Origin of the sequence: Pseudomonas sp. WPR_5_2 (assembly GCF_003634475.1) — a bacterium.
GTDB classification, from domain to species: Bacteria; Pseudomonadota; Gammaproteobacteria; order Pseudomonadales; family Pseudomonadaceae; genus Aquipseudomonas; species Aquipseudomonas izuensis.
The window spans coordinates 38,878-56,500 of sequence record NZ_RBLA01000003.1; the positions used below are offsets into that span (position 1 = coordinate 38,878).

Consider the following 17,623-nt stretch of genomic DNA (forward strand, 5'->3'; position numbering starts at 1 on the left):
GTTTTCGTTAACGTCCATCGTGAGCAGGCTCGCTCCTACAGACCTGTCACAGGTTTTCGAAATGCGGTAACGCCGCCGATCGCTTGCCAATATCGGCATAGGGTAGCTCGGCGTTGTCCGCGTGGGTCATGAACCGGTGTTCCGGTAACTTGAGATGAGCTTTCTCAAAACCGCTGAATTCGGGCTTCGCTTTGGCGTAATGAAAGTGCGCGTACCACAGCACCTTAGGTGGTGTTTGCGTCACATCCCAGACTTCATATTCCTGCATATAGTCCATGCGACCATCCCGACGCTTGCCCAGGTTTTTGATCGGGCTGGTTTTGCGGATTTCCACTGCGTTGTGACTGACCAGATCGTCGAGCATGCCGTCGGTTGGTTTTTTGCTCAGCAGCGACTGGCGGGTACGCAGTGTGCGGCCGGTGCCAATCAGTTCGTTGGCCTTGTCGCGCAGTTGCTGGACAAGAGCATTGCGTGGGGCAATTTCCTCGATGCCGAGGGCGCGGCGAGTGAGTTCGTTCGCCTCGCTGAGCATCAGGTGCTCCAGGTCCACCGGGAGCATGTCTTGATCGGCATAGGCCTGCACTCTGGCCTGATAGGTGTCCAGGGATTGCAACCGGCGGCGAGCATCTGCCAGCAACGAGTCGAGGTCTTTGTGAGCGCTGTGAGACGGCGGCGACGGCGGATTCAATAGACGAAATTTGCCGTTACTTCCCTGTTCCCAAATTTCCTCGTACCCACCTTGCCCGGTCAGGGTGTATTGGCGCTTTTGCGTGGTGGGTTCCCAATGCTCCACGCCGATCAGCAATTGATCGGATTCGGTGGTGAAGACCTTTTTGCTGATTTGCCCCGCCGGGACCGCAGGGGCGGGTAGATCAATCGCCTTGCGTGCCCTCTCGGTCATCTTCTCGATACCGTCCATCAACAGCGGTACGGTTTCCAGATGGAAGTGCTGCGGATAGCTGGCGGTCCAGGCATTCATGTCGCGACGGAACTGGGTGTAATCCTCGATGCACGCTTGAAGGATCTGATTGCGCTGAGTCTTGGTCGCACTGACTTCCGGCAGACTATGTTGCGTGAACAGACTGCGATCGACCCGGTCCCTGATGGCTCGGGCCTGGTTTTGCAGGAAGAACCAGGATAAGTCATTGCTCGTGTCATAACGGGTGACCATCTCCAGCAAATTGCCCGTCCTCAAATAAAGGATGTTGGCCTCGTTCAGACGTGCGTTCAGCAGGGTGACTTCCTGAGTCAATTGGGCCTTTTGTGCGCTGACCGTGATGCGTTGATACCAGTGGTTGAGGTCTCGCAGATGGGCATTGACCCTGTCGAACTCCTTCACCATCTCGAGTCGCAGTTTCCTGATGTCCTCCAGCGTCTTCAGTCGGTGCGAAAGTTCCGTTGCAGGAGTCGAATCAAGCCTTTGGATGCTCGCATCGATGCTGTCCATCATGGGAATGGTGCGGTGGTTGGCAACGAACAGCCGATGCTTGTAACGGTCTGCCAGTAGGAGGGCGGCGTTGCTTCGGAAGTCCACCAGCGTGCGCCTTTTGTTGCCATGCGTGAGTGGGAGCAGATCTGTCAGCGTCTGGAAATACCTTTCGGCCAGTTCGATATCGCTGATGCAGGCTGTCTCGACTTGCTGGAGCAGCGCCGCAGAGCGATTCGCTGGAGGGGTGGTGTTGTAGGTGTTCAGTACCTGGTCCGTGTGCTTGACCCGTTGCGCGATTTGATCGGCGAGGTTATCGGCACCTTCGGTCAAGGCATGCTGGCGACGGAAGGCTTCGTCGACCCACCAGCGCGGCAACCGCTCGCGGATGGCTCGCGGCCAAATCGGGTCCAGGGTATCGGCCAGATGCCCCAGCAGGTTGCCGCCACCGAGTCCTCCCCCTTCGAACGCCACACCATGCACGCCGAAGTATGTGTCCCAGTGTCCGGTCTCATCCAGTGCGATGGGCTGTTTGTAGGTTTTTTGCGCCGTACCTTTCAAACGCCAGTTGCGCGAATCCGTGCTCAGCTCCACCTGGAATATGCGTCCCTGGCGTTCGATGAAGTCACCGTCGGCATGGCGATAAATGCCTCGATAAAGGCCGTGAGTGGCTGGCTGCAGGTCGTACAAGGCGATCGGTTTTTCGTATTCGTAGCCGGCGAAGCGTTGCACCAGATGGCGAGCCTGGCGCTGTGAGGCTTGATGCAGGGTGGCGACGTTACTGGTCAGGTCGTGAAGCTGGCGGGTGCGCGTCAGGGTGCGGGCCGTTCGGGACAGCGCAGATGTGCTGGCTTCCCCGGGGATCAGATCCATTGCCGCGTCGATCAACGACATCAACACCGATTGGAGTTCCGTCAGGCCGTCTCCAGCGTCGCCGCGTAAAAAAGCTGCCACCGCACGGTTTGCAGCGGTCCAGGCATCGTAGAGAGCAATCGCCGTACCGACAAAAGGTACCACCCCCAGTGCCATCTTCATGTAGCTGAAGGCGCGGGGACCTTCAAGTGCATGACGCTCCAGGTACAGCGCATCATTGGAGCGGGAAGTGTTGCGATGGGCTTCGATCAGGCGTCCCATATGGACGTTGAGCAGATGAGTGGCCAGTGAAGTGGTTGCCGGCCATTGCACGCCAACACCGATCAGCGCATCGAAGTGCTTGACCAAGGCTTGTTTAATGCGGTTCTCATGGCTCCGCACGTTGCCCTCCAGGGCCCTGCCGGCCAAGTAGCTCACCCACTTGTCGTTCATGCACAGGTTGTAGAGGGCCGTGCGCGCTGATTCCAGACTGTCGTATCGGCGCAGGAATTGCCCGTCCGGGCTGTCGGGAAGGTACAGCAGTGTGATCCCGCTGATTTGCTCCTGGATGAAGGACACACCGGCCAGGTCGACGGGGCCCTCGTTGGGGGTGTCCTTGCCCCCCACGGTCAGCTTGGCCGGCAGCAAGACAACGCGTTTGCCATCGGCACGCCAGGCTTCAGGCGTGTCGGCGTTGATCGCGATGTTCAGTATTTTCAGTTCGTCGTTGCTGATCTGTGTTTGCAGGCGCGAGCATTCTCCCTGCAACTTGAGCATCAGGCGCCATGGCTCGATCAGGCTTTCACGGCGATGTTCCTTGACGAAAACCGGCTCATCGGGCGTTCCCAAAAAAGCGTCGAGGATCAGTTTTTCGTAGGCTTTGGGCAGGTCGAGTTCCGGGAGTGTTTTGCGCAGATAGGGCAGCTTGACTCCGTTCAATAGACGGATACGTTCTGCCGCATCCGTAGCGGTGACTTCCAGCTGCATGAACACCAGACGCTGCGACAGCGAATCCTGTTGGATCGATTGAACGTTGTCGATGTTGAGCTGTGCCAGTTCTACCAGTGACATTGTGCTGCGCTTGGCGCCGGGCACCATGACCGATGTTTCCACTTTCCCGGCGGGTGTTGCGGAGTAGCGCTTTTCCCACGTGACAGAGTCAGGCAGGTTCAGTCGCACTTCGAAATGACCCTTGAGTGAAAAATCCTTTCTCAGGCGTGCATGCAAATGTTTGCGGGTGAAATCGTCTCGCGGTTCCAAGGCGTTTGTCATGAGTCTGTGGCTTTGGCGCATCGCCAGGATGTAGGCCTCGATCAGTTTTTTGAGTCGGGTACGATCGGACTGTTTCAGCGTGCGCAACCAGTCAGGCAAACTGGACGCTAGCGTGCCGCTGCGGTGTTGCTCGAGCATTTGTGCAGACGCCAGGCTTCTGGCAGCGTTCACCGGAACCTGCAGGGTGGCGAGGGCGCGCTTGCGCAAGATGTCCAGTTTCTCGGTGACCTGCGCGGCTTGTTCAGGCTCGGGGAGAGATTGGCGAACGGTGTCGGCTTGGGTTTCAAAGTCCTGGGTCAACTGATTCAAGCTGTACTGCAGCGCATCGTCGTTGATTTTGTTCAGTTGCAGCCTCATTCCGTTTTTTCGGTCCTGAATCTTCAATAGCTGGCGTTCCAGTTCGCGAAGATTGTCGAATCGTTGCAAGCCACCGCCATTGCCCATCCAGTAGAGCAGCACACTGTGCGGGAGGTCAGCGTCGGTCAGCACGGGGGCTTGCGTCACAATGAATGCACCGTTGACTGCAGTGGCGGTGACCGTGGATTTGTCGCCATCCGTTTCGGTCATCGATAGCGTCAGGCTGGCCGCTACCGAGGTGCCCGGATCGTCGGGCGTATCCAGCAGCGCCTTGATCGAGCTGCCTTCATCATCACTCAGTTGTCCAAGGGCCAGTTGCAAAGCGACCTCGGCGTGCAGCCCTGCTTTATGAGCGCTGTGCAGGGCTGTGAGCTCATTCTGGAAGCGGGTCGAGTCCTCGCTTCGCGACAGATTCAACAGCACAGTGGCCGCGGTGTCGGCAGTTTGTTCGGCAGTTTCCAACGTGTTGATCAAGGTCTGGAAAGATTGCAGATCCTGGTTTTCATCCAGCGATTGCACCCAGGTTTCGAGCGCATCGCGCTGTTTGCTCAGGGCAGCCTGGCGCCGGGACCAGGGGATGTCGGCATACAGGCTGCCGAACAATGACGATTCATCTGTATCGCCAGTGGCACTGGCGCCTTCCAGTTTGGGCGGTGAGGCAAAAAAGAACGCCGTTTTCTGACGATCAACCATGTCGGCCTGGGCGAGAGATTGTGCGCCGTGTTGCGCCAGTCCGGTCTTGCCGCGGGTGCCGGCGCGTAACAGGGTGATCTGGGACTGATGGTGAGCCGCAAACAGATCGCTTGCACCTACCGTCAACGGGTCGGTTTTGGCGGTGTACTCAAAGTTCAAGTTGTCCGGGGGCAAACCGGCCGGGACGAGAGACTGCCGGGACAGCCAGTCTTCCATGTCGCTGCGCTGATTGAATCGCTGGATGGCGAGGGGGCGGCTGGGCAAATACAACCATTGGCCGCTTTTGACCGCATCGCCCGTGGAAATGACCCACGCCCCGGTCAGTTTGACTTTGCTCTGGTTTTTCAACACAAGGGCCAATTGCTCGGTGTTGACGGGCTGGTCGTCCAGGGTCAGCGCCCCGGCGGGTGGGTCGAGGAGCAACAATAGGGGCTTGAGTTGGTCGGCGGTGAGGATTTTCTGAGCGTATGCCATGTGGGCAGCCGCTTCGAAATGATCACGGTAAAGCTGTATGACGCGTTGTTGTCGCGACACCGCCATATCGGGCGCTCGCGAATTCCAGAAAGATATCCAGCGCTCACCGTGTGATTGTTCCGGTTCCAGCGTCTTGAGGCGAGCAAGCAGTTGCAAGGGTGTCAGGGACGAGAGGGCGTGTGCCTGATCCAGGCCATCCACCCGACAGCGCTGATCGAGGGTTGTTTCCAGTACCGGGTGCTGCAGGACAAAGGCGCAGGCATCGGTGAGGCTGACGAAGTGTTCAGGCTGTGCATCGGTTGCGGCGAAGTGCAAACCGACCCGTTTGCCGTCCAGATCCATTTTTTGTCTCAGCAATTGGTCAATCGAATCGCGCACCGATGGCGACGCGGCAAGCAGCTCGCGCAGGCCTTCTCGGCTTTCGCACCAGCGAGCCGAAGCGCGCAAAAACAGGCTTTCGTCGAGGGGTAATGGCAATGGCGTCCGGGCGGGTAGCGCCAGCGATGAAAGAGTGTCCAGGTCGGAAAAGAATCGTGTGGTCATGACGATAGAGGCTCGATGGGAAGGTGCGGTGTCTCCGCCCCTTGAACGAGCCATTTAAGGGAAGTGCCGCGGTAGATTGGCACTACATAGTTATCGCGATGACCGCTCGGCACTCTTCATCAAACTGTCACAGAACTGTGGCAGCGCGCTTGAACAAACTTCATCAGACTCGCGCTCTACTGGGGTTCTGCGTTTTGGTGTTTTTTCATGCGTGCTTTGTTTTTTTCGGCGGCCATTTTCCTGGCCTCATTGTTCAGCCTGCCGTCCCTGGCAGCGTCTCGTTGTGATGTGAATGTTCCAACCGAACACGTCGATCTGGCGCAGGTGAGCCTGGCGTACCAGAGCATCGGCCGTGCTTCGGACCCGGCGTTATTGCTGGTGATGGGGTTGGGCGGGCAGTTGATTCACTGGCCGGACGAGGTGGTAGTCGCATTGTGTCAGCAGGGTTTCCGGGTCATTCGTTATGACAATCGCGATGTCGGCCTGTCGACCTGGCGGCAGCCGCCTGTCGAGGCCAACCTGACTTTCGAGGTGTTGCGCTACAAGCTGGGTTTGCCGGTGTCAGCCCCGTACTCGCTGACCGACATGGCGGACGACGGCCTGGGCCTGATGGATGCGTTGCACATCGAGCAGTTCCACGTACTGGGCGCCAGTATGGGCGGGATGATCGCCCAGCACATGGCGGCGATGGCGCCACAGCGGGTCGAGAGCCTGACGTTGATCATGACCACTTCCGGTGCCGAAGGCCTGCCTGCGCCGAGCGCCGCACTGGTGCAGTTGCTCGCCCGTCGTGGCGCGCCGAATCGCGAGGTGGCGCTGGAGCAACAAGCCGATCTGCTCGCCGCGCTGGGCAGCCCGACGGTGAGCGATGATCGCCAGGCGTTGCTGCATCAGGCGGCGTTGTCCTATGACCGGGCATTCAACCCCGAAGGCGTGAAACGCCAGATCATGGCGATCCTGGCCGAGCCAAGCCGGGTGGCGCTGCTCAATCAATTGCGGGTGCCAGCGCTGGTGGTGCATGGCACCGCGGACCCGTTGCTGCCGGTGATGCATGGCGTGCACCTGGCGGCGCATTTGCGCGGCAGCCAGTTGAAGCTGATTCCAGGCCTGGCCCATCGATTCCAGGAAGCGTTCAAGGCGCCGTTGCTGGCAGCGGTGTTGCCGTACCTGCGGGCTCATCGTGAGGACACCTCGCACTGGGCGCAGATCGAACCGGTGGCCGAACCCAACCTCCTCTAACACTGGGTTCCCCTGTGGGAGCGAGCCTGCTCGCGAAGGCGTCGTGTCAGTCGACATCAATGTTGAATGATCATCTGCTTTCGCGAGCAGGCTCGCTCCCACAAGGGATCTGCTGCGCATTCAAGTCTGGCGGGTGTATCGTTCGAGCTTTAAGGCGCGTTCAGCCAGCGAGGTGAATGATGAGTGCTCCATTGAAAATCGATTTCGTCAGCGACGTATCCTGCCCCTGGTGCGTCGTCGGTCTGTACGGCCTGACCAAAGCCCTGGACATCCTGCGCGACGAGGTCCGCGCCGAGATCCGTTTCCAGCCGTTCGAATTGAACCCGAAGATGGGCCCCGAAGGGCAGAACATCACCGAGCACATCACCGAGAAATACGGCTCGACGCCGGAGCAGTCGCAAAAAAATCGCGAGATGATCCGCGCGCGTGGCGCCGAAGTCGGGTTTGCCTTTCGTACCGATGGCAACAGCCGCATCTACAACACCTTCGATGCTCATCGCTTGCTGCACTGGGCGGGGCTCGAAGGGCTGCAACTGCAACTGAAGGAAGCATTGTTCAAGGCGTATTTCACTGACGGCGGCAACCCCTCCGACACCACTCAACTGGCGCGGATTGCCGAAAGCGTCGGGCTGGATCGCCAGCGTGCCGAGGCGATTCTGGCGTCGGATGAATTCGCCACAGAGGTTCGCCAGGAAGAACAGTTGTGGCTGTCGCGCGGGGTCAGTTCGGTGCCGACTGTGGTGTTCAACGGCCAATACGCCGTCACGGGAGGACAACCAGTGGAAAGCTTCGTGGGGGCGATTCGCCAGATCATGAGTGAGGCGAAGGGCGGAACCGTCAACGGCTAAAACCCAACTCCTGTAGGAGCGAGCCTGCTCGCGATGGACGTCAACGATAACGCGCCCTGTCTGGATGATCGCGTTGTTCGGGCGTTCTTCGCGAGCAGGCTCGCTCCCACAGTTGAAAGTAGTCCGTCTGTGGGGGTTTCAGCGGATTATTTTGTCCACATGAATCCCCAGTTTTTTCAGCCGGTACCAGAAGCTGCGCTCGGAGATTCCGATCAACTGCGCAGCGGCGGCCTGCACGCCATTGCTCTGGGCCAGGGCGGCGAGAATGTAGGCCTTTTCGACTTCAGCCAGCGCGGCTTCCAGGTCCGGTGGCACGCGGGTGCCTTCGCTGAGAATGGCATTGCCGGCGGCCGGCGCTGAAGCAAACAGGTACGCCGGCAAATCATGGTCTTCAATCACCGCCCCTGACGCGACGATGGTCGCGCGTTCCACGCAGTTCTGCAGTTCGCGGATGTTGCCCGGCCACGAATAACGGGCCATGGCCTGCAACGCCTCCGGGCTGAATCCCGTGATTCGTTTGCCTGCGGTGGCGCCCAGGGTGTGGGCGAAATGGCGGGCCAGCGGCGCGATGTCCTCGATCCGCTCGCGCAGGGCGGGCAAGGGGATCGGAAACACATTGAGGCGGTAGTAGAGGTCTTCGCGAAACTCCTTGTTGGCCACGGCCTCCAGCAGGTTTTTGTTGGTGGCGGCGATGACCCGCACATCAACCTTGCGTTCGCGGGGATCGCCCACCGGTTCGATGATGCGTTCTTGCAGGGCGCGAAGGATTTTCGCCTGCAACGGCAGCGGCATTTCACCGATTTCATCGAGAAACAGCGTGCCCTTGTCGGCCTGCATGAACCGTCCGACCCGGTCGGCCACGGCCCCGGTGAACGCGCCCTTGCGATGGCCGAACATTTCGCTTTCCAGCAATCCTTCAGGGATGGCCGCACAGTTCACCGCGACGAAGGGTTTGTCGGCGCGATTGCCATGCTTGTGGATCGCCCGGGCGACCATTTCCTTGCCGGTGCCGCTCTCGCCGGTCAGCAGGATCGTCGCGTTGCTTTCGCGCACCGAGTCGATGGCGTGCAGCACCCGCCGGAAACTCGGGCTGTCACCGATCAGGCTGTCGATCTGCCGGTGTTCGTCGAGTTCGGCGCGCATGCGCTGGTTGTCTTTGAGGATGTCGCGAAATTGCAGGGCCTTGCTGACGGTGATGTCCAGTTCATCAATGTCGAACGGTTTGGCGATGTAGTCGAAGGCGCCGTTGCGCATCGACTGCACGGCGTTTTTCACCGTGCTGTAGGCGGTCATGACGATGACCGGCAACTGCGGGAAACGGCTTTTTATTTCCGCCAGCAATTGCGGGCCGTCCATGCCGGGCATGCGCCAGTCGGTGATCACCAGGTCGATGTCTTCGACCTCCAGCACCTTGAGGGCATGCAGGCCATTGCCGGCGGTGAACACGGTAATGCCGTTCTGACTCAAGGCCGAGGCCAGCAGGTCGCAGAGTTTTGGCTCGTCATCGACCACCAGTACGTTATGTGTCATCACTGCCCTCGTCGAAGTCTTCGCCATTGGCCAGAATGTACAGGCTGAACGTGGCCCCGGCATCTTTTTCACTGGTGCATTCGATGCGTCCGTCATGACTTTCCATGATCGAGAACACCTTCGCCAGACCCAGGCCGGTGCCGGAGGCCTTGGTGGTGACGAACGGCGTGAAGATGCGTTCGAGCATGTCCGGTTCGATGCCCTGGCCGGTGTCGCCGATGCTGATCACGGTGTACGGCCCATCGCTGCTGATGCCCAGGGTCAGGCGGCCCCCGCCGGGCATGGCGTCGATGGCGTTGACGATCAGGTTCAGCCCGGCCTGCTTGAGTTGCCGGGCGTCGGCGTAAAGCGTGGCGTCAGGAGCCTGATCGTCGATTTGCACATCGATGTTGTGGCTGGCCAGTTCCGGGGCGCAAAAACCCGCCAGTTCATCCACCAATGGCCGCGCCGGTTGGGTCGAGCGCATCGGTGTGCTGGGCTTGGCGAAGTCGAGGAATTCGGTGATCAGGTCGTTGATGCGGCTGACTTCGCTGACCACGTATTCCAGATGTCGTTTGTCGCTCTCGGGCAGATCGGCGCGCCGATGCAACAGCTGCGTGGCGGTTTTGATGATACCCAGCGGGTTGCGGATTTCATGGGCCAGGCCCATGGCGACTTCCCCCAGCGCATGCAAACGGTCGCGGCGACGCAGTTGCGACTCCAGATGCTGCAACTCACCCAGGCGTTCGCTCATGTGGTTGAACGTGCTGCTCAGTTCGGCCAGCTCATCACCGCCGGTCACCGGCAAGCGTTGGCGATAGTCCCCGGCAATCACCGCTTGAACGCCCTGGGAGAGACCGCGCAAGGGCTTGGTCAGCCGCTGGGAAACCAGCCAGCCGACCGTCAGGGATGCCGCCGAGCTGAGCAGGAAAATCAGGATGAACAGGTTGCTCTGGTTGACCAGCCCCAACAGGCTGCTGTGACGCAGCAGGCCGCTGAAGATCACGCCTTGCAGTTCACCGCTTTCGTTGAGAATCGGCCGGTAGATGCCGCTGTAGCGGTTGGTGAATTGCTCGATCGGCTGCTTGGTGTTGCGCAGGAGCTGTTCGATGTCTTCCGGCACCGCCGCGGGATGATCTTCAAAACGTTGGGTGGCAAAAATCTCCGAGAAGTCATCGGCCTTGGCCAGGTACAGCCGCAGATCAAGGGAGTGCACATCGGCCACGCTGGTGAGGAAGCTGCTGTCCAGGTAAGTGGCGATCACCAGCTTGTAGCCGACACCCTCCTGCTCGGTCTCGAAGGTCGAGACTACCGTGCCGGTCGCCACGCCACCGACTTGCAGGGTTTGCAGCACGGCCTTGGGGGCGATGCTGATCTGCCGGACGATGTCATCGGCGACCGTGCTGAACATCACCTTGTTATCACTGTTGCGCACCAGTGCCACCACGTCGATGCCCATGGACTCGGCAATGTCGCTGGTCAGCTTGTCGTTTCGGGTTGACTGTCGATCGGTGGGCGGGCGCGTATAGCGCAGGAACAATTGCGCGGCCCGGGCATTGTCCCGCAGGATTTCGGTGATCTCGTCTTCGACAATCTTGGTCGATTCCTGCAGCCAGATGCGTACGTTGCTGTCGAAAATCTGCGACAGCGTGGTCGCCGCCAGTTCGGCGGCAATCATGGTCGGGATCACGCTGACCAGCCAGAACGCCAGCACCAGTTTGCGTTGCAGGCTCCAGCCGGAGAGGGCGAAAGGTCGGGGGGCGGGGTGTCGGTTTTTGATCATCATGCTTCGCTTATTGCAGCTCGCTTATCGCAGCCGCCATGGCAGGGTCGGACCGGTCCGGACGGATAAACATTTTCACCAACCGCAACAGGCTGTCGAGCAGGCGGTTGCGATGGCGGAAAAACACGGTGTTGCCGGTAAACGAGCAACCCAGGCGCCGCTTGTTGGCATAGCCGGCCTGGCCACACGCATAGATCGTAACGCCGTGCTCAATACAGTAGTCGACATTGGCCAGCCAGCTGCGCACGTACAGGTTGTGCTCACGGGTTTGGCTCAGATCGTGGGCAAAGAACTTGTCCACCAGGCGCTGTTCGTCCAGCAGCACCAGATTGAACGCCACCAGCTCCTCGCCGAGCCAATAGAGCACACAAGCGGCACGATTATCGAGGTGTTCCAGCACTTGACGGAAATAGCCCGGTGGCAGGCGTTCGAAGGTCAGGTCGCTGCGCTCGAGCGTGGCTTCGTAAAGCTGCATCATTCGCGGGAGCTGGTCATCCACCGAACGCCGCCATTCGATGCGCGGGCCTTGGCCACGCAGGGTGCGGCGCAAATCCTTGCGGGTGGACTTACCGAGCGTACCGAGGTAAGCGTCGACGGATCCGAAGGTAATCGGCAGTTCGGCACTGGGCAGACCGGGCATGCTGTGCAGACCTGCGTCATGGCAGGCCTGCAACCATTGAGGGTCGCGGTGCGAGGCGTCCTTGACCGCCAATAGACCGATGCCGGACTGATCGGCATCCTTGCGCGCCAGATTCAATAGGTGTTCGAGCAAGGCCGGGCGTCGGCTCACGGCAATATGCCGGGCCGTGCCGACATGGCACTGCTCGGCCACCGGCGAGCCAAGGGCGTAGAGGCGCACATCGAACAGCCCCGGCCAGCATCGCCGCAATCCTTGGCTGATGCGTTTACCCAGGCCCTGAACCGTAGTGTCCAGCGAGTAAGCGGTGGTGAACGCCACCGCAGCCGCAATCAATACATCGTCTTCGAACAGCGCCAGATAGCGCCACTGAAAATCGGCGATGTCCGAGCGTTCAACGGCCCGGTAGTAATCCCAATCCTCCAGTTCGTCGGGGAAACAGTCATTCCAGGCACCGCGTTCAATGGCTTCGATCGTTGAAAAGGCGAGGGCAGTAATCACTTGGTTTCCTTAACATTTACCCACGTTGGGCCTCACCCGATCCCTTGTAGGAGCGAGCCTGCTCGCGATGGAATCCAGAGCGCCGCGTTTATCCTGTTACCCCGCGTTATCGTTAACGACTTTCGCGAGCAGGCTCGCTCCTACAGGGGGGCGTGCATAGGTTCGTCGATGTGTTCAGGCCAGCTGCCGATAGTCCTGGCGCGGGGGGTGAGCAGTGGTTCCTTGTTGCGTGAAACGGTGCTGGATAAAGTCCGCGCTCAGCTCCACCACGCGACGGTATTGCAGATCGACAGTGATCATGTGGTAGCAGTCGTCCAGCAGGATTTTCACCACGGGCCCACCGAGCTTGCGTTCCACATAGTCGGCGTTCCAGCGACTGGTGATGTCGTCTTCCCGCGAGTGCAGGACCAACGCCTGGGTGGTGATCCGTGGCATGCGTTTTTTTACCGCCGCCACCAGCCGGTGCAGCTCTCGAACACTGACCCCGGACATGGTCAGCAGCCCGGCATTGCCGCTTTCGCCGGCCTTCATCTGTCGCTCGACGATCGCTCGCAGGCGTTCGTCCTTGATTCCGTACGGTGGTTTTTCGTTGAACCGGCACAGGTGCACGCCAAACGGAATCGACATTGCCAGACTGCTCAACTTAGCGATCCAGGGCATGTTCCAGCCGTCGTATCGCAGTGTTGTCGAGTACAGCAACAGCCCTTCGATCTGCCCCGGATGCTCGGCCGCCAGATACATCGACAGCACCGCACCCATGGACAAACCGCCGACGAACACGTGCTCGTGTTTGCGCCGTACACCGACGAAGGTGTTGCGCGCGCTCTCGTACCAGTCGCGCCAACCCGTGGCTTGCAGGTCGGCGTTATCACCGCAATGGCCGGCCAGGGTCGGCACGTAGACCGTATACCCGGCCTTGGCCAGCCCCATGGCGACCCGGCGCAGTTCCGTCGGGGTGCCGGTGAGGCCGTGGATCAACAGCACCGCGACCTCCCCGCTGCCGAGAACGAAGCCGGCGCTGCCTTCACCCATGTCTATCGCATCCGGTGAAAACGCGGCGTTCATCGTTGCATCGCCCGGTGCAGCAGACGATCGAGCAGGGCGATGCCGAGGTCGATTTCCGGGTAGCTGATCTCCAGCGATGGCGCCAGGGTGATCACGTTCTTGTAGTAACCGCCGACATCGAGGATCAGGCCCAGGCGCTGGCCGTCGATTTCGATGTCGCCCTTCATGCCTTCTTCGACCATGAAATCCAGGGTCGCCTTGTCCGGCGTGAACCCGTCCGGAGCACAGATTTCGCAGCGCAGGGCCAGGCCCAGACCGTCGACATCGCCGATGATCGGGTAGCGCTTCTGCAAGTCCTTGAGGCCTTCAAGGAAGTATTTGCCCTTGTTCATGACCATTGCGCCGTAATCGACTTCGCTGGTCATCTTGAACATTTCCAGGCCCACCGCCGTGCCCAGCGGGTTGGAGGCGAAGGTCGAGTGGGTCGAGCCTGGCGGGAAGACGGTGGGGTTGATCAGCTCTTCCCGGGCCCAGATGCCGCCCAGTGGATTGAGGCCGTTGGTCAAGGCTTTGCCGAAGACAATCACGTCCGGCTTGACGTCGAAGTGCTCGATCGACCACAGCTTGCCGGTGCGATAGAAGCCCATCTGGATTTCGTCGACCACCATCAGGATGCCGTGCTGGTCCAGCACATGCTTGAGTTCGCTGTAGAAGTTCATCGGCGGAATCACGTAGCCGCCGGTGCCCTGGATCGGCTCGACGTAGAACGCGGCGTATTCGCTCTGGCCGACTTTCGGGTCCCAGACGCCGTTGTATTCGGTCTCGAACAAGCGGGCGAACTGCTGCACGCAATGGCTGCCGTACTCTTCCTTGGTCATGCCTTTGGGGCCACGGAAGTGGTACGGGAACGGGATGAAGTTGGCGCGCTCGCCGAAGTGGCCGTAGCGGCGGCGATAGCGGTAGCTGGAGGTGATCGACGACGCGCCCAGGGTGCGCCCGTGGTAGCCCCCCTCGAAGGCGAACATCAGGCTCTTGCCGTTGCTGGCGTTACGCACCACTTTCAACGAGTCCTCGATCGACTGCGAACCACCGACGTTGAAATGCACGCGACCGTCGAGACCGAATTTATTCTTCGCGTCCACGGCGATCATTTCCGAGAGCTCGATCTTGCCCTTGTGCAGGTACTGGCTGGCGATTTGCGGCAGGGTGTCGATCTGCTGTTTCAGCGCGTTGTTCAGGCGCGGGTTGGCGTAGCCGAAGTTGACGGCCGAGTACCACATTTGCAAATCGAGGTAGGCCTGGTCTTCGGTGTCCCAGACGTAGGAGCCTTCGCAGCGGCTGAAGATACGCGGCGGCTCGATGTAGTGAACGGTGTCGCCGTAGGAGCAGTACTTGGCTTCTTTTTCCAGAAGGATCCGGTCTTCCAGGGTAGCGATTCGAATATCAGACATGGTGGAAGAGTTCCTGTGTTTCTACATTGAAAGAGGTGGCGTTGGCGGCGCTGGCTTTTGGCAGCAGGGCCAGCAAAGCCGGGAGTTCGGCGAAGCTGTCGAAGCGGGCGTGAGGGATCGCGTTGCGTTCGCAGTATTCGGCGAGGCGCCCCTTGGCGAAGACGAAGTCGGCGGTGGACGACACGCACATGTCGGACTGGCCGTCGCCGATCACCAGCACCCGTTTGTTGCCGGGCGTGGATTTGCATTTGCAGTTGCCGGATGCCGCGCGGCAGGCGTCGCTGGAATGCGGAAAGTCGATGCGCCAGCTTTCGTGATCCCGCTGTCGCAGGCGGTTGGCGAGGATCGGCAACAGGGTCACGTAGTTGCGCGCCAGAATTCGCGCGATGCCTTGTTCGATGCCGTCGCTGACCACTTCGAACGAAGCGCCCAGGCCGATGGCGTGGTCGACGAAGTCGGGGAAGTCCGGATCGATCTCGATGCTGTCGAAGAACGCCAGCAATTGGCCGGGCGTGGCCTTGACCAGCGAGAGCTGGCGGCTGAGGCATTCACGGGAACCGATATCACCGGCCAGCCACTGGTTTTCGATCACTTCCCAACTCGGGTCGGCGAAGCGTTCGAGGATGCTGTCGATCACGTCGGTGCGGGTGATGGTCCCGTCGAAATCACACACGATATGCCAGTCAATCATCTGCATTACCTATTGGTCAGAGCGCGCTGTGTGCGCTTGCCGAGGGGTAGAGCAGGGACTGTGCCAAGTGCCGGGAGCCCTGTTTTGCCGGGCTGGTAAGGGCTTTTTATAAACTGAAGCTACAATTTTTGTAGCTTGCTACAAACAACATGAGTGCTTGCGCGGTGGGTGCCATCCGGGGATTGATGCGCGCATATTCGGAACAAGGAACGGCCTCATGAATAGGAAGACATTGCTTTTACTGGCGGCGTTGGCGGGCTTTTCGGCGAACGCTATGGCGAACGGCATCACCGGGGAGGCGGGGGTGGGCCTGGGTTATCAGCCTCACGATCCCAGCGGCAGCCGTTATGAAACCCAACCGTTGCCGTATCTCGATCTGGACTGGGGCGATGTCAGCCTCAGTACCGACGACGGACTGACCTGGAGCGCCTTGAAAACCAACGGTTTCAGCGCCGGGCCCTATGTGAATTACCTGCCGGGCCGCACCTCGAACGGTGAGTTGCGCGGGTTGCGCGATGTGCCTGACATGGCGGAGGCCGGTGGTTTCGTGCAGTACGCTCCGGCCGATTTCTGGCGGGTGTTCGCGTCCGTCGGCCAAGCCATCGGCGGTGGCGGCGGACAGGGCGGCGTGCTCGGCCGGGTCGGTGGCGAGATCGGTTATCCACTGGGCGGGGGCGTGATCGGCAGCAGCAATCTGACCGCGCATTTCGCCAATGCCCGACAGAACAACACCTTCTTCGGTGTCAGCGACAAGGAAGCCCAGGCGTCCGGTTTCCGTGCATACAACGCCGGCGGCGGTTTGCAGAACATTGAGCTGACCCAGAGTTTCGAGTTCCCGCTTGGGCCGCAGTGGTCGCTGGTGACCAGCGCCAGCTGGATTCACCTGACAGGCTCGGCGGCCGACAGCAGCATTGTCAAAAGCGTCGGCGATACCAATCAGGGCGAGGTGCAGATGGCGATCGCCTATAAATTCAAGTGAGCCTGGCGGGAACTGGTCTGGCCTTTGCAAACAGTCGTGTCGAACCCATTGTTTCAGGATGTTCTTCATGGCTCGCCCTGTTTATCGTCTGCTGGCCCATTCGCTGTGGGACCTGATTCCCATCGCCCTCGGCCTGGCCCATTTCGCATTTGTCGTGTGGCTGGTCACAGCCTTTCATGCGCTGTCCTGGTGGGCGTTGGTGCCTTTGGCGCTGGGCTATGCGGTGAGCCTGTCGTGGAGCATCAACAGCATTTCCCACAACCAGATCCATAACGCCTACTTCACGCCGGCGTGGCTCAACCGCGCCTTTGACCTGCTGCTGTCGCTCACTATCGGTTTCTCCCAGACCCTCTACCGCGACATCCACAACCGGCATCACCGGGGCAACTCGGACCGGCCGGGGGCGGATGGCAAGACCATTGATCCGCTGTCGATTTACCAGCGGGGCAAGGACGGGCAGCCCGAGAACCCCTGGGCTTACACCTTCCTGAGTTTCTTTCGCGACGACCCCAAGCCGATCTACGACGAGATGCGTCGCAAGCGTCCCGACGATGCGCGCTGGGTCAAAGTGGAGATCGGCGTGACGCTGGCGTTCTACCTGGGGCTGGCAGCCTATGATTGGCGGGCGGTGCTGGTGTTGTTGCCGTTCTGGTATCTGGGCCAGGCTCTGTCATCGCTCAACGGCTACTACGAGCATTTTGGCGGTAATCCGGATTCGCCGATTGCCTGGGGCGTCAGCGCCTACAGCCCGCTCTACAACCTGCTGTGGATGAACAACGGCTACCATGCCGAACACCACTATCGGCCGAAAATGCACTGGACCCGGGTCAAGGCATTTCACCGGGAGATCGCCGGGCAGCAGCGGGAGGCGGGCGTGAAGGACATTCCGGTGGCCCATGGCCTCGGGTTTCTGGTGGCTCATCGCAAGGATTGAACCGTATAAAACGTGGGAGCCAGCAGGCTCCCACAGTCGATTTCCTCAGGTTTCCTCGCCCTCGGCCAGCAGCGCAATGCCGCCCATGATCACGGCCACGCCCACCCAGTGCAGCACGCTGATCTGCTCTCCCAGCCCCAGCCACGACCCCAGCAGCACACCGACGAACACCAGCGAACTGAGCGGGAACGCGAGGGACAGGCTGCTGCGCCGCAGAATCAGCATCCAGACAAAGAACGCGCCGATGTAGCAGGCAATCGCGATCAACACGCCCGGCGCCTGGGCGACGTTGAGCAGCCATTGCAGGCTGAAGTCCATTTGCCCCAGTTGATTGCCGCCGACCTTGGTCGCGATCTGCCCGCCACTTTCCAGAATAATCAGCAACGCCCAGAGCACCACGGTGCCCAGGCGGCCGTGAAGCCAATCCAT

The 17,623-nt window shown here is 60.2% G+C and carries 12 protein-coding genes; 4 read left to right on the forward strand and 8 right to left on the reverse strand.

The features are described from left to right. Positions 1–46 precede the first annotated feature (46 nt). The gene (locus BJ917_RS12675; RefSeq protein WP_256658545.1) at positions 47–5,617 is read right to left on the reverse strand and encodes a dermonecrotic toxin domain-containing protein; all 5,571 of its coding nucleotides are present in this window, start codon (positions 5,615–5,617) and stop codon (positions 47–49) included. A 207-nt stretch (positions 5,618–5,824) separates the two neighbouring features. On the opposite strand from BJ917_RS12675, the gene BJ917_RS12680 reads away from it, so the two are divergent. Together BJ917_RS12680 and BJ917_RS12685 are read left to right on the forward strand one after the other, a co-directional pair. Beyond that, the gene (locus BJ917_RS12680) at positions 5,825–6,856 is read left to right on the forward strand and encodes an alpha/beta fold hydrolase (protein WP_096513245.1); all 1,032 of its coding nucleotides are present in this window, start codon (positions 5,825–5,827) and stop codon (positions 6,854–6,856) included. Positions 6,857–7,035: 179 nt separating this feature from the next. Beyond that, positions 7,036–7,704 carry a DsbA family oxidoreductase gene (locus BJ917_RS12685; RefSeq protein ID WP_121103790.1) on the forward strand — a complete coding sequence of 223 codons (669 nt, stop codon included), beginning with the start codon at positions 7,036–7,038 and terminating at the stop codon, positions 7,702–7,704. 138 nt (positions 7,705–7,842) lie between these two features. Here the strand turns inward: BJ917_RS12685 and BJ917_RS12690 are convergent, their stop codons facing one another. The 6 genes from BJ917_RS12690 to BJ917_RS12715 all read right to left on the reverse strand — a co-directional run bounded on the left by BJ917_RS12690 (position 7,843) and on the right by BJ917_RS12715 (position 15,281). Next, a complete protein-coding gene (locus BJ917_RS12690; protein ID WP_121103544.1) occupies positions 7,843–9,234 on the reverse strand; it encodes a sigma-54 dependent transcriptional regulator in 1,392 nt (463 codons plus the stop codon). Continuing rightward, the gene (locus BJ917_RS12695) at positions 9,224–10,999 is read right to left on the reverse strand and encodes an ATP-binding protein (RefSeq protein ID WP_121103545.1); all 1,776 of its coding nucleotides are present in this window, start codon (positions 10,997–10,999) and stop codon (positions 9,224–9,226) included. Before BJ917_RS12695 ends, BJ917_RS12690 begins: the two co-directional genes overlap by 11 nt. Before the next feature lie 7 nt (positions 11,000–11,006). Beyond that, positions 11,007–12,134 (reverse strand): GNAT family N-acetyltransferase, encoded by a 1,128-nt coding sequence (locus BJ917_RS12700; RefSeq protein WP_121103546.1) that lies wholly within the window; start codon positions 12,132–12,134, stop codon positions 11,007–11,009. A gap of 174 nt (positions 12,135–12,308) precedes the next feature. Continuing rightward, entirely contained in the window at positions 12,309–13,199 is an 891-nt protein-coding gene (locus BJ917_RS12705; RefSeq protein ID WP_096513240.1) for a carboxylesterase, read from the reverse strand. Further along, positions 13,196–14,590 carry an aspartate aminotransferase family protein gene (locus BJ917_RS12710; protein ID WP_096513239.1) on the reverse strand — a complete coding sequence of 465 codons (1,395 nt, stop codon included), beginning with the start codon at positions 14,588–14,590 and terminating at the stop codon, positions 13,196–13,198. Before BJ917_RS12710 ends, BJ917_RS12705 begins: the two co-directional genes overlap by 4 nt. Then, a complete protein-coding gene (locus BJ917_RS12715) occupies positions 14,583–15,281 on the reverse strand; it encodes an HAD-IB family phosphatase (RefSeq protein WP_096513238.1) in 699 nt (232 codons plus the stop codon). The genes BJ917_RS12710 and BJ917_RS12715 overlap by 8 nt, the downstream gene beginning before the upstream one ends. Positions 15,282–15,498: 217 nt before the next feature. On the opposite strand from BJ917_RS12715, the gene BJ917_RS12720 reads away from it, so the two are divergent. Together BJ917_RS12720 and BJ917_RS12725 are read left to right on the forward strand one after the other, a co-directional pair. Continuing rightward, positions 15,499–16,260 (forward strand): MipA/OmpV family protein, encoded by a 762-nt coding sequence (locus tag BJ917_RS12720; RefSeq protein WP_096513237.1) that lies wholly within the window; start codon positions 15,499–15,501, stop codon positions 16,258–16,260. Positions 16,261–16,327: 67 nt separating this feature from the next. Next, positions 16,328–17,194: a fatty acid desaturase gene (locus BJ917_RS12725; protein ID WP_121103547.1), complete on the forward strand. Its 867-nt coding sequence runs from the start codon at positions 16,328–16,330 to the stop codon at positions 17,192–17,194. 45 nt (positions 17,195–17,239) lie between these two features. Here the strand turns inward: BJ917_RS12725 and BJ917_RS12730 are convergent, their stop codons facing one another. Continuing rightward, positions 17,240–17,623, reverse strand: a complete 384-nt coding sequence (locus BJ917_RS12730) for an EamA family transporter (RefSeq protein ID WP_372237720.1) — start codon at positions 17,621–17,623, stop codon at positions 17,240–17,242.

Coding starts and splice junctions, on each gene's coding strand:
- BJ917_RS12725 (WP_121103547.1), top strand. CDS start 16,328: ATGGCTCGCCCTGTTTATCGTCTGCTGGCCCATTCGCTGTGGGACCTG.
- BJ917_RS12720 (WP_096513237.1), top strand. CDS start 15,499: ATGAATAGGAAGACATTGCTTTTACTGGCGGCGTTGGCGGGCTTTTCG.
- BJ917_RS12710 (WP_096513239.1), bottom strand. CDS start 14,590: ATGTCTGATATTCGAATCGCTACCCTGGAAGACCGGATCCTTCTGGAA.
- BJ917_RS12675 (WP_256658545.1), bottom strand. CDS start 5,617: ATGACCACACGATTCTTTTCCGACCTGGACACTCTTTCATCGCTGGCG.
- BJ917_RS12695 (WP_121103545.1), bottom strand. CDS start 10,999: ATGATGATCAAAAACCGACACCCCGCCCCCCGACCTTTCGCCCTCTCC.
- BJ917_RS12715 (WP_096513238.1), bottom strand. CDS start 15,281: ATGATTGACTGGCATATCGTGTGTGATTTCGACGGGACCATCACCCGC.
- BJ917_RS12690 (WP_121103544.1), bottom strand. CDS start 9,234: ATGACACATAACGTACTGGTGGTCGATGACGAGCCAAAACTCTGCGAC.
- BJ917_RS12680 (WP_096513245.1), top strand. CDS start 5,825: ATGCGTGCTTTGTTTTTTTCGGCGGCCATTTTCCTGGCCTCATTGTTC.
- BJ917_RS12705 (WP_096513240.1), bottom strand. CDS start 13,199: ATGAACGCCGCGTTTTCACCGGATGCGATAGACATGGGTGAAGGCAGC.
- BJ917_RS12730 (WP_372237720.1), bottom strand. CDS start 17,623: ATGGATTGGCTTCACGGCCGCCTGGGCACCGTGGTGCTCTGGGCGTTG.
- BJ917_RS12685 (WP_121103790.1), top strand. CDS start 7,036: ATGAGTGCTCCATTGAAAATCGATTTCGTCAGCGACGTATCCTGCCCC.